Origin of the sequence: Ensifer sp. (genome assembly GCF_035999135.1) — a bacterium.
Taxonomy (GTDB): Bacteria; Pseudomonadota; Alphaproteobacteria; order Rhizobiales; family Rhizobiaceae; genus Ensifer.
In genome coordinates this window covers 80,998-93,074 of sequence record NZ_DASYGZ010000114.1, presented here as the reverse complement: position 1 = coordinate 93,074, position 12,077 = coordinate 80,998, and the positions used below count along the sequence as shown (strand labels likewise).

Below are 12,077 nucleotides of genomic sequence, written 5' to 3'. Positions count from 1 at the left end.
AGGAACCCATGCTGACGAGACGCGATTTTCTGAAGACGACAGCCGCGGGTGGCGCCGTCGCCGCCATATCACCCGGACTTTCAATGCCGGCGATTGCCAAGGACACGGCGATCAAGCTTGGTTATGTCAGCCCGCAGACAGGGCCGCTCGCCGCCTTCGGCGAGGCCGACAAGTTCGTGATCGACGCTTTCCTTGCGGCGACCAGAGCCAAGGGCCAGAACTTCGAGGTTGTGGTCAAGGACTGCCAGTCGAACCCGAACCGGGCGGCGGAGGTCGCCAAAGAACTCATCGTCGACGACGAGGTCAATCTGGTCCTGGTCGCCTCGACGCCGGAGACGACGAACCCGGTCGCGACCACCTGCGAAGCCGAGCAGATGCCGTGCATTTCGACGGTCGCACCGTGGCAGCCCTGGTTCATCGGTCAGCAGGGCAATCCCGGCGATCCCGCCTCGTGGAAACCGTTCGACTATGCCTATCACTTCTTCTGGGGGCTCGAGGACGTGATTGCCGTCTTCACCAACATGTGGGCCCAGGTCGAGACGAACCACAAGGTCGGCGGCCTTTTCCCCAATGACGGCGACGGCAATGCCTGGGGCGATGGTACCGTGGGCTTCCCGCCGGTGCTGGAAAAGCTCGGCTACGGGCTGACCGATCCCGGCCGCTACCAGAACATGACCGACGATTTCTCCGCGCAGATCAATGCGTTCAAAGCGGGCGGATGTGAGATCGTCACCGGCGTCGTCATCCCGCCCGACTTCACGACCTTCTGGAACCAGGCCAAGCAGCAGGGTTTCGTTCCAAAGGTCGCCTCGATCGGCAAGGCCCTGCTCTTCCCGCAATCGGTCGAAGCCTTGGGAAAGGCGGGACACAATCTCTCGTCGGAAGTCTGGTGGTCGCCGAGCCACCCCTTCGCCTCTTCGCTGACCGGCGAGACGTCCGCTCAGGTGGCCGACGCTTTCACCAAGGCAACGGGCCGCCCGTGGACACAGCCGATCGGCTTTGCCCACGCCCTCTTCGAACTGGCCGTCGACGCCGTCGGACGGGCCGACGACCCGACGGATGGCGATGCGCTGGCCCAGGCGATTGCCGCCACCAAGCTTGACACGCTCGTCGGCCCGGTTGCCTGGGATGGCAAGGGACTGCCGCCGTTTGCCGCCCGCAACGTCGCCAAGACGCCGCTCGTCGGCGGCCAATGGCGGCTGAAGGACAGCGGCGGTTACGACCTCGTCATCACCGACAACAAGACTGCGCCGAACATTCCCGCCGGCGGGAAAATGGAAGCGATCGTTTGAGCGCCTGTCGGCGTGGGGCTGTGACCGAGGAGGGTCAGGCATGTCTCTGTTAGAGCTCGAGCGGGTCTCGAAACGCTTCGGCGCGCTGACCGTCGCCGACGAGATCAGCTTCTCGGTCGGTGAAGGCGAGGCTTTGGGCATTATCGGGCCGAACGGCGCCGGCAAGTCGACGCTGTTCAACCTGATCACCGGCAACATCGCCGCCGACCATGGAACGGTCCGCTTCGGTGGCGCCGATGTCACCCGGACGCCGCCGATGGCACGCTGCCTGTCCGGCATGGGGCGGACCTTCCAGATCCCGCAGCCCTTCGAAAAGCTGACCGTCTTTGAAAACCTGCTCGTCGCGGGCAGCTTCGGCGCACGACGGCGGGAGGCGGAAGCCTCTGATCGCTGCGCCGAGATCCTGGTGGAAACCGGCCTCTTCGACAAGGCAAACGTGCTGGCGGGCGGCCTCACGCTTCTGCAGCGCAAGCGGCTGGAACTGGCGCGGGCGCTTGCCACCGAACCAAAGCTGTTGCTGCTGGACGAGATCGCCGGCGGTCTGACGGAAGCGGAATGCCACCAGCTGGTCGCAACCATCGGCGCCGTCCAGAAGAAGGGCGTTGCGGTCATCTGGATCGAACACGTGCTGCATGCGCTGACGTCGGTGGTCGACCGCCTCCTGGTTCTCAACTTCGGCAAGGTGATCGGCATCGGAAAGCCCGACGAGCTGATGGCCTCGCGCGCCGTCCAGGAAATCTATCTGGGGATCGAGCTATGACGGCGATGCTCGAAACCCGGGGACTCAAGGCTTTTTACGGCGACTTCCAGGCGCTTTTCGGCGTCGACATCGCGGTTGCCAAGGGAGAAACGGTCGCGATCATCGGCGCCAACGGCGCGGGCAAGACCAGCCTGATGCGCGCAATCTCCGGCGTGCTTTCGAGCAAGCCCGAGATGGTCGTCTATCGCGATGAACCGATCGGCGCGCTGGCGGCACCGGACGTGCTTGCCCGCGGGATCGCCATGGTGCCCGAGGGACGTCGGCTGTTCCCGTCGCTGAGCGTCGAGGAAAACCTGCTGATCGGCGCCTATGGTCGCAAGGGACAGGGCCCGTGGACGCTCGAAACTGTCTATGCGCTCTTCCCGATCCTGCGCGAGCGCCGCAACAACCCGGCGACCGCCCTTTCCGGCGGCCAGCAGCAGATGGTGGCAATCGGCCGCGCGCTGATGTCCAACCCGGACGTGCTGCTCTGCGACGAGATCAGCCTCGGCCTGGCGCCCGTCGTCGTTCGTGACATCTATGCCGCCTTCCCGCGCATTCGCGAAACCGGCGCATCGATCGTCATCGTCGAACAGGACATCGCCCAGGCGCTGAAGGTCGCAACCCGGGTCTATTGCCTGATGGAAGGGCGGGTGACGCTTTCGGGGCGTCCCGACGCACTGACCCGCGAGCAGATTCATCAGGCTTACTTTGGAGCACCGTGCCATGCGCTTCATTGATACGATCGTGCAGGGCGTCCTGCTTGGCGGGCTCTACGCGCTTTTTGCGGCCGGCCTCAGCCTCGTCTTCGGCATCATGCGGCTCGTCAATCTCGCCCATGGCGATCTGATCGTGCTTGCCGCCTTCCTGATCCTTCTTCTAACCTCTGCGCTCGGCCTCAATCCGTTCCTGGCAGCGCTCATCGCAGCGCCGCTGATGTTTACCGCCGGCTGGGCGCTGCAATATCTCGTGCTCAATCGCACGCTCGGCAAGGATGTGCTGCCGCCGCTGCTCGTGACCTTCGGCATCTCCATCGTGCTGCAGAATGGTTTGCTCGAAGCCTTCTCCGCCGACAGCCGCCGTGTCTCCATCGGCACGCTGGAGAGCGCGTCGATTGCGGTCGGCCAGCTCAATGTCGGACTGATGCCGCTGATGACGTTCCTGTCGGCGCTCGCGGTGATCTTCAGCCTCAACCAGTTGATCTATCGAACGGCGCTCGGTCGGGCCTTCCGCGCGACCTCCGACGACATCGTGACGGCCGGGCTGATGGGGATCCGCCCGCAACGCGTTTTCGCGGTGGCGACGGGGCTTGCCATGGTCGTGGTGACGATCGCCGCCCTCTATCTCGGCACGCGCGCCAACTTCGATCCGACATCGGGACCGTCCCGCCTGATCTACGCCTTCGAGGCCGTGATCATCGGCGGCCTCGGGTCGCTCTGGGGAACGCTTGCCGGCGGCGTGATCCTCGGCGTTGCCCAGACGGTCGGCGCGGCCATCAATCCGGAATGGCAGATCCTTGCCGGACATCTCGCCTTTCTCGCCGTTCTCGTCATCAGGCCGCGCGGGCTTTTCCCCCGCGCCGTCGATTGAGGTCAAGCCGATGTCCATCGCCCTTCCGTCCTTCAAGGTCGAAACCCGCAGTGGAACCTCATCGCTTGCGGCTTTGACCACCGTTGCCGGGCTCGCCCTTGCGCTTGCGGCTCCCCTTATCGTCTCCCGCGGCGTCGTGCAGGACCTCTTCTTCATCCTGACCATGCTGGTGCTCGCCCAGAACTGGAACCTGCTTGCCGGCTATGCCGGGCTGATCTCGGTTGGCCAGCAGGTCTTCGTCGGCTTCGGCGCCTATGCGATGTTCGGAGCCGTCACTCTGGCAGGCGTCGATCCGATCGCTGCGATCCTGATTGCCGGCGTTCTTTCCGCACTTCTCGCCATTCCGACGGCCTTTTTCACTTTCCGGCTGCAGGGCCCCTATTTCGCCATCGGCACCTGGGTCGTGGCCGAGGTGGTGCGGCTTCTGCTTGCCCAGTGGAAAGCGCTTGGCGGAGGCACTGGCACTTCGCTGCCGCGCGACGCGACGAGGGACATGGCCGGCGTCGACATCGTGCGCGACCTCTTCGGCATGAAGGTGGCGGCAGCCAACGACGCTCTTGCCTACTGGATCGCATTGCTGCTGGCGCTTGCGACCATCGGCTTCATCTACCGGCTTCTGAAAAGCAAGCAGGGGCTCGGCCTCGCCGCCGTGCGCGACAACGAGCAGGCCGCCCGGGCCGTAGGCGTCGACGCGCGTCGAATGAAGGCTCTGGTCTACGTGACAACAGCTTTTGTCACCGGACTGGCCGGAGCGCTCATTTACCTGCAGAAGGCGCGGATCTCACCGGACGCGGCTTTTTCCGTCACCGACTGGACGGCCTATGTCATCTTCATCGTGGTGATCGGCGGCATCGGCACCATCGAAGGGCCGATCATCGGCGTCATCCTGTTCTTCCTGCTGCAAAAGCTCTTCGCCGATTTTGGCTCCTGGTACCTTCTGGTCCTTGGCCTCATCGGCATCCTCGTCATGCTCTTTTCGCCGCGCGGCCTCTGGGGCCTGTTCTCCGACCGCACCGGCATCCAGCTTTTCCCGGTTCGCCGCAAATTGATCGGCGGACCACTCGAACACATGCCCAAGGGAGGACCCAATGGCTGACATCACAACCGACGTACTCATCATCGGCACGGGCCCGGCCGGGTCCGCCACGGCGGCGCTGCTTTCGAGCTATGGCATCGAAAACATGGTGATCAACCGCTATCGCTGGTTGGCGAACACGCCGCGCGCCCACATCACCAACCAGCGTACCATGGAGGTGCTGCGCGATCTCGGCCGCGACGTGGAGGACGAGGCCTACATGTTCGCCGCCGAGCAGGACCTGATGGGCGAGAACGTCTTTTGCACCTCGCTTGCGGGCGAGGAAATCGGACGCATGAAGAGCTGGGGCAAACACCCGGTCTCGCGCGCCGAGCACCAGCTGTCGTCGCCGAGCCAGATGAACGATCTGCCGCAGACCTTCATGGAGCCGCTGCTGTTCAAGACGGCCTGCTCGCGCGGCACCCAGGCGCGGATGTCGACGGAGTATGTCAGCCACGTGCAGGACGGCGAAGGCGTGACCACCACCTGTCTCGACCGCTTGACCGGCAAGGAATTCACCGTTCGCTCCAAATATCTGATCGGCGCCGACGGCGGCAATTCGAAGGTCGCGGAGCATACCGGCCTCACCTTCGAGGGCCGGATGGGCGTTGCCGGGTCGATGAACATCCTGTTTGAGGCCGACCTGTCGCGTTACGTCGCTCACCGTCCCTCCGTGCTCTACTGGGTGCTGCAACCGGGGGCCGATGTCGGCGGCATCGGCATGGGCCTCGTGCGCATGGTTCGGCCCTGGAACGAGTGGCTGATCGTCTGGGGCTACGACATCAACCAGCCTGCACCCGCCGTCGACGAAGCCCACGCGAAGAAGGTGGTGCGCGATCTCGTCGGTGTGCAGGATCTGGAGGTCACGATCAAGCAGGTCTCGACCTGGACCGTCAACAACATGTACGCGACGACGATGTCGAACGGACGCGTCTTCTGCATGGGCGATGCCACGCACCGCCATCCGCCGTCGAACGGGCTCGGTTCCAACACCTCGATCCAGGATGCCTTCAACCTTGCCTGGAAAATCGCCTTCGTCCTGAAGGGGCAGGCGAGCGAAAAGCTGCTCGATACCTACACGACGGAGCGGTCGCCGGTCGCCAAGCAGATCGTCACCCGCGCCAACAAGTCGATCGAGGAGTTCGGCCCGATCTTCAAGGCGCTCGGCCTGCTCGACTCCATAGACCCGGTGAAGATGCAGCAGAACATGGACGCACGCTGCCGCGATACGCCGGCGGCGGAAGAACAACGCGCCGCCATTCGCAAGGCGATCGCCGCCAAGGTCTACGAGTTCGACGCGCACGGCGTCGAGATGAACCACCGCTACCGTTCGGATGCGATCGTCACCGACGGCCAACCCGAGCCGCCCTTTGCCAAGGACCCGGAGCTGCATTTCCAGCAGACCACCTGGCCGGGGGCCCGACTGCCGCATGCGTGGGTTTTCGCGAGCGATGGAAAGAAGGCATCGACGCTCGATCTTACCGGGCGCGGTCGGTTTTCAGTGCTCACCGGGATCGGTGGACAGGGATGGATCGAAGCGGCGAAGGTCGTCGGCCGTGAGCTGGGCCTCGATTTCGCGACCCACTGTATCGGCGCGCGCCAGTATTGGGATGATTTCACGGGCGATTGGGCAGGCTTGAGCGAAGTGCGCGACAGCGGCATCGTGCTTGTGCGTCCTGACCATCACGTCTGCTGGCGCGCGGAGGAATTGTCGGCAAATCCCGTCGCAGACCTTCGCCGCGTCATGACATCCGTGCTCGGGAGGTAATCGATGGAAGCGCATGAAAGAGGTTTCTTCACCGAAGAGAATTCGATCGAGGTCGTTACGGGTCGCAACAAAAATGCCCGGGACGAACGGCTGAAGCAGATCATGGAAGTCGTGACGCGCAAGCTGCACGAGGCGGTGCGGGAGATCGAGCCGACGCAGGAGGAGTGGATGGACGCCATTCTCTTCCTCACACGCACCGGGCAGATGTGCAACGAATGGCGGCAGGAGTTCATCCTCCTGTCCGATACACTCGGCGTGTCGATGCTCGTCGACGCAATCAACAATCGCAAGCCGTCGGGTGCCTCCGAAAGCACCGTGCTCGGCCCGTTCCACGTCCAGGACGCGCCTGAGCTGAAGATGGGCGCCAACATCTGCCTCGACCAGAAGGGCGAGGACATGGTGGTCGGCGGCCGTATCCTCGACACCGAGGGCCGGCCCATTGTCGACGCCGTCATCGATGTCTGGCAGGCGAACGACGAAGGGTTTTACGACGTCCAGCAGAAGGGCATCCAGCCGGAGTTCAATTTGCGTGGCGTCTTTCGCACCGGGGCGGACGGCCGATACTGGTTCCGGGCGGTCAAGCCGAAATACTACCCGATCCCGAATGACGGCCCGGTCGGCCAGATGCTGGAGCATCTCGGGCGTCACCCCAACCGCCCGGCCCATCTCCACTACATCATCAAGGCCGATGGCTACGAAACGCTGATCACCCACATCTTCGATCCGGACGATCCGTATATTCATTCAGACGCGGTGTTCGGCGTGAAGCAGAGCCTGCTCGCGACGTTCCGGCGCGTCGAGGACCCGTCGAGGGCCGCGGACTACGGATTTTCGGATCGCTTCTGGGAGGTGAACCACGACTTCGTGCTGGCGCGGTCAAAGCGTGGTGCAGGCTGACCTGACCGGTACGTCAATCCAGAAATGTCTGCGAACTGGGAGCACCCGTTATCGCGTCTGCGGCCATTTGAGATTGCTGAAGGCTGTGCGAGATACGCCCTTGTAATAGGCGCCCGCCTTCGGCGGCATTTGGTTGGCGACCACCTTGGCGCCGGAGGGGCGGACCTTGGCTTTTGCTGCGCCACGATCGTCGCCAAGCGCGGCCGATGAAGCGATGAGGATTGAGAGTGCCGCTATTACGGCAGTTCCGGCCATGCTCTTCATTTCCGTGTTCCTTTGACAGGGTTTACGATCGACAGCCGCCATCCCGCAAGTTGCGTCACGCATCGCAGTCTCAGCTATCGGATTTGATCCGAACCGGGTGAGTTGCAGCGACGTCGCTGCGACCTTCGCCTTTCGGCAAATGGCCGAACATGTGCGGCTTGATCTGGCTGACCCAGGAAACCACCGCCGGCTCCTTGCTCCAAAGGGTTTTGGCGAAAGGAACAAGCTGTTCACCAACGAGAATTCCAAGAAGGCCGACGAGCGCGATCACCGGCGGCGCTGGCGAGCGAACGTTGAGGAGACTGTAGATGATGCCGACCAAAAGTCCGGCGCCCAGTGACATGAGGTAGAGTTTCATCACGGTACTCCCTGATTGCATTGGCTGCGTTCCTGTCGCATCGGCCGGTACCGGCCGATGCGTTTTGCGTGGTCGATGGCTCCTTGCGGGAGCCAATCAGCCGCGAATGTCATGCGGCAAGGGGAACGAGACTCGCCTCGATCTGATTGCGGAACGGTTCGTATCGGTTCGGCAGTTTCAGGGCCTCGCCCAGATGCGCCGTATCCTCGTCGCGGTTGAAACCGGGCTCGTTGGTCGCAATCTCGAACAGGATTCCGCCAGGGGTGCGGAAGTAGATCGCCCAGAAGTAATCGCGATCGATGACGGGGGTCACCTGGTAGCCGGTATCCATCAGCGCCTTGCGCACTTCGAGCTGCTTTTCCCGGTTCTCGACCGCAAAGGCGATATGATGGACCGAACCGGCGCCCTGGCGCGCAAACGGCGTCTTGGGAAGAGCGGCAAGGTCGATGGTGTCAGCGCCGTTGCCGCCGGGAATGATGAACCGCGTGACGTCGCCTTCTGTTTCCGAGCGCTCATACCCCATGAAACGGAGGAGTTCTTCCGTCGCCGCAGTGTCATGAAGGTTGAAGCGCGCGCCGCTGAAGCCGCGGATGGCGTTGTCTTCGGAGATACCCTCGGCAAGCCATGGAGCGCGAACGTCGTTCGTCGCTTCGATCAGCGCAAGTCCGTCGCCGTCGGGCCCGGTGAAACGCAGGCGATCGGCGCCAAAGACGGTGTCGGCCTCAATGCCACCCACGCCCTGAGCGACGAGGCGGTCCTTCCAGAAAGCCAGCGCCCCCTTTGGAATGGAGAACTGTGTCTCGCCGACTTCGCCGACGCCCGGTCGCCCGCTCATCATGTGTGAGAACGGAAAATACGTCATGACCGTGCCAGGCGTGCCGTTCTCGTCGCCATAATAGAGGTGGTACACGCTTGGCTCGTCGAAATTCACCGTCTTCTTCACGCGGCGAAGACCGAGTGTTTCGGTGAAAAACCTGTTGTTCTGCTGTGCGTCCGACGCCATAGAGGTGACGTGATGCAGTCCCTTGATATCCTTGATCATGGTTCGAACCTTCCTTCGTTGGCGTTGCCCGTCGATGGGAAGACATGTACCTGGGTTGATTACATCTTAGAATTACAATATTTCTGTCGACTGAATTGCGATTTTTGAAACAATAGGCATGAACGACCACAAAGCCCTGAAGATCTTCCTGATGGCTGCCGAGAGGCGCAACTTCGCCCAGGTCGCACGCGAGCTGGACATGACCCCGGCCGCCGTCACGCGGGCCATCGCGGCGCTTGAAGATGACCTCGGTGTCCAGCTGTTTGTCCGCACCACCCGCCAGGTGTCGCTGACGACGGACGGCGCCGTTTTCGCGGCCCAGATCCAGCCGGCCGTCGACGCGCTCGAAAGCGCGCGGCGCGATGTCAGGAACGCCCACAAGGCAGATCAGGGGCGTCTGCGCATCAGCGCGCCGACGTGGCTAGGCAAGACCGTGTTGCCGCCGATCCTTTCCGGCTTCCGCGAGCTCTATCCGAAAATCAGCTTTGAAATCTCGCTCTCGGACGGCCTGATCGACATCGTCGATGACGACTACGATCTTGCGATCCGCATCTCGTCGGCCCCATCCGACAAGTTCACGATCTGGCGCAAGATCAAAGCCGTGCCGAGGATTTTGGTGGCCGCGCCCGGCAGCAGGTTCGCGGAGATGCAGCACCCGAGCGAACTCAGCCCGGACGATTGCCTGGCATACAGCGGCGAAAGCCGACGGGAGAACTGGTTGCTTTCGGACGGCGGCTCGAGCATCCCCATCGTCGCCGGAAGGGCATTCAGCGCGAACAATGGCGAGGTCCTTGCCGACATGGCCGCCGACGGCGCCGGCGTGGCGATGCTGCCGGGCTTCCATATCGCCGAGCATCTTCGCAGCGGCCGGCTCGTCCATGTCCTGCCCGGCTGGTCGCCGCCGGACCTCTGGTTGACGCTCTATTATCCGCCCTACCAGGCACTCCCGCCCCGCATCGCGACCTTCTCGCAGTTCTTCGAGCAGCAGCTCCCCGTTCATATGGTCATGCTCGACTAGAAGCCTGCCAGCGACCCCGTCGCAGGCCCCAAGCCGCGGCAGGTCGCTCAGCCGTAAAACTGCTGAAGCGGCTGATCAATGCCGTCGAGGACGACCCTATACCGCTTGAGACCGTTCTGCCCGTAGAGCTCGTCGCAAGGGCGGGTACGGCGGCCCGTGGCAGCCGGCGATCCACCGATCTGACATCAACCGTCGAGCGGGTCCCGGCGGATCCATTCTTCAATCCATAGCGAAGGATGGGGCTCCGTTCCCGTTCAGTAACCGCATCTCAATGTTTGAGCGTGTAGCGTTGTCCGATGTCCTGGTATGACCTTCGAAAAGCGCTCGCGACGACTTTGCTGAGCTTGGTGATGCTTGCCTCCATGGGCGCCGCAGCACTTGGCGCGGCCGGAACGACCGACATTCGCAGTTCCTGCTGGGCATCAGGCAGTCTGTCGGACGACCTGGTCACGGTCGTCAACTCACCCAGGCGCTGGACATGCGCAGAGCGAGCCTATTCGCTCGAAGGCGAGCGGGCGCTGCTGCGTTTTGAGATCGGCGCGAACGATGTCCTTCCCCGATATCTCTTTTCAAGGCGAAGTGCGCTCGCGGCTGTGCATCTGATGGCGATCGACGCAGACGGTGCGATACGCCAGACGTCGCTGCCGGCCGGCGACCTGCCGAGCGCGCTGTCTGGCGGATATTTCAAGGCGCCTCTGCCCGGCGTGACCGACGACACCCGACAGGTCGTTGTCGCTTTCGATTTGCCCAGCCACCGGATGACGCTGGAAAGAGCCTATCTGTCAGCGTCGGACCTTTCCATGGGCCCGGAATTCCTGACGTCCTTGCTGCTCCTGGCCACTCTTGCCGGAATGCTGTCCATGCCGGTCATTTTCAACGCGGCCTTCTACCGGATCCTGCGCGAGCCATTCCTGCTTTGGCATTCGATGCTCACGATCTCCTTGCTGCTGACCATCCTGGTCTCGTCGGGACTTGCGGTCGTGCTCTTCGATCCGCCGGCGATGACGTTGAGCTGGATGACGACGGTGATCTTCGGCGTAACGGTCGCTTCAGGGGCGATGTTTACCCACAGCTTCATCGAACCCGGCCGCATGCATCCCCTCTTGCGCAGGTCGCTGCTGTATTGCGCAGCCTGGGCGATGTTTCTGAGCCTCTCTCACGCCGCATTTCCGTTTGTGGCACGCCCTGTTCAGTCAACCATCTATACTGCGGCTTTTGCTCCGGTCGTCATCATCTTCATCCTGTCGGTTGCCGACGCGTTGCTGCGCGGAAGCCGAGCCGCCAAGTTCCAGGCGGTCGGTTACACCCCTGTGATCATGGCCGGGCTGGTGCGCCTGGCAACGGGTGTGGTTCCCTGGCTGGAGAGCAACGACGCCATGCTGCTCTTCTATGTGGGTTGCGCATGCGAAGTCTTGTTTACCGCGCTCGGCGTGGCGGACCGCTTCATGGCGATCAAACGCCAGCGAGACAGCGCACGCTTCGAAGCTGACACGCTCGAGCGCCTGTCCGAACGCGACGCATTGACCGGATTGCTCAACCGACGCGCACTCGAGCAGAATTTCGAGACCTTTCGCGCCGAGGGCTACGACACACTTGCCGTGCTTGACCTCGACCACTTCAAGGCGATCAATGATGCTCACGGCCACGTGGTCGGCGATGCCGTGCTGAAGGCCGTGGCCGAAGCGCTGCACGCAGACAAGCAGGTCCATGCGTTTCGCCTCGGCGGCGAGGAGTTCGTGCTTCTTGTGCGCGGCGACGATGCCCAGGCTCGGGCGGAGCGCCGGCGCCAGGCTATTCCCCTTGTCGTCGCCAACGCGGTTCCACGCCTTGGGCGACCCGTGACCGCCAGCATGGGCGTGGCGGATGCATCGAACGCGGATGTCGAATTCGCAGAACTCTACGAACAGGCGGACGACCTGCTTTACGAAGCCAAACTCTCCGGCCGCAATCGAACCAAGGTCGCCTTGGCGCGAGGATCGAAGAGCCATGTGGACCCCGCCTTTGGTACTTTGGGCAAGTAGCCCGACACCGACG

At 63.0% G+C, this 12,077-nt stretch carries 12 protein-coding genes; 9 read left to right on the top strand and 3 right to left on the bottom strand.

What is annotated here, in order from left to right; translation table 11 throughout:
- Positions 1-8 precede the first annotated feature (8 nt).
- Genes VGO12_RS13555 through VGO12_RS13525 form a run of 7 tightly spaced genes read left to right on the top strand, consistent with a single transcriptional unit; the run spans position 9 to position 7,361 of the window.
- Positions 9-1,292: an ABC transporter substrate-binding protein gene (locus VGO12_RS13555; RefSeq protein WP_327513271.1), complete on the top strand. Its 1,284-nt coding sequence runs from the start codon at positions 9-11 to the stop codon at positions 1,290-1,292.
- A 40-nt stretch (positions 1,293-1,332) separates the two neighbouring features.
- Entirely contained in the window at positions 1,333-2,052 is a 720-nt protein-coding gene (locus VGO12_RS13550; RefSeq protein WP_327513270.1) for an ABC transporter ATP-binding protein, read from the top strand.
- Positions 2,049-2,771: an ABC transporter ATP-binding protein gene (locus tag VGO12_RS13545; protein ID WP_327513269.1), complete on the top strand. Its 723-nt coding sequence runs from the start codon at positions 2,049-2,051 to the stop codon at positions 2,769-2,771. The genes VGO12_RS13550 and VGO12_RS13545 overlap by 4 nt, the downstream gene beginning before the upstream one ends.
- The gene (locus tag VGO12_RS13540) at positions 2,758-3,621 is read left to right on the top strand and encodes a branched-chain amino acid ABC transporter permease (protein WP_327513268.1); all 864 of its coding nucleotides are present in this window, start codon (positions 2,758-2,760) and stop codon (positions 3,619-3,621) included. Before VGO12_RS13545 ends, VGO12_RS13540 begins: the two co-directional genes overlap by 14 nt.
- 10 nt (positions 3,622-3,631) lie before the next feature.
- Positions 3,632-4,717: a branched-chain amino acid ABC transporter permease gene (locus VGO12_RS13535; RefSeq protein ID WP_327513267.1), complete on the top strand. Its 1,086-nt coding sequence runs from the start codon at positions 3,632-3,634 to the stop codon at positions 4,715-4,717.
- Positions 4,710-6,464, top strand: coding sequence for an FAD-dependent monooxygenase (locus VGO12_RS13530; protein ID WP_327513266.1), 1,755 nt, complete (start codon positions 4,710-4,712; stop codon positions 6,462-6,464). Before VGO12_RS13535 ends, VGO12_RS13530 begins: the two co-directional genes overlap by 8 nt.
- 3 nt (positions 6,465-6,467) lie before the next feature.
- A complete protein-coding gene (locus tag VGO12_RS13525; protein ID WP_327513265.1) occupies positions 6,468-7,361 on the top strand; it encodes an intradiol ring-cleavage dioxygenase in 894 nt (297 codons plus the stop codon).
- A gap of 48 nt (positions 7,362-7,409) precedes the next feature.
- On the opposite strand, the gene VGO12_RS13520 is transcribed toward VGO12_RS13525, so the two are convergent.
- The 3 genes from VGO12_RS13520 to VGO12_RS13510 form a co-directional block, all read right to left on the bottom strand.
- Positions 7,410-7,616 (bottom strand): hypothetical protein, encoded by a 207-nt coding sequence (locus tag VGO12_RS13520; protein ID WP_327513264.1) that lies wholly within the window; start codon positions 7,614-7,616, stop codon positions 7,410-7,412.
- Positions 7,617-7,695: 79 nt separating this feature from the next.
- Positions 7,696-7,983 (bottom strand): XapX domain-containing protein, encoded by a 288-nt coding sequence (locus tag VGO12_RS13515; RefSeq protein WP_327513263.1) that lies wholly within the window; start codon positions 7,981-7,983, stop codon positions 7,696-7,698.
- A 109-nt stretch (positions 7,984-8,092) separates the two neighbouring features.
- The gene (locus tag VGO12_RS13510; protein WP_327513262.1) at positions 8,093-9,025 is read right to left on the bottom strand and encodes a VOC family protein; all 933 of its coding nucleotides are present in this window, start codon (positions 9,023-9,025) and stop codon (positions 8,093-8,095) included.
- A gap of 118 nt (positions 9,026-9,143) precedes the next feature.
- Between VGO12_RS13510 and VGO12_RS13505 the strand changes: the two genes are divergently transcribed.
- Entirely contained in the window at positions 9,144-10,043 is a 900-nt protein-coding gene (locus tag VGO12_RS13505; RefSeq protein ID WP_327513261.1) for a LysR family transcriptional regulator, read from the top strand.
- 350 nt (positions 10,044-10,393) lie between these two features.
- The gene (locus VGO12_RS13500) at positions 10,394-12,064 is read left to right on the top strand and encodes a diguanylate cyclase (RefSeq protein ID WP_327513260.1); all 1,671 of its coding nucleotides are present in this window, start codon (positions 10,394-10,396) and stop codon (positions 12,062-12,064) included.
- Positions 12,065-12,077 lie beyond the last annotated feature (13 nt).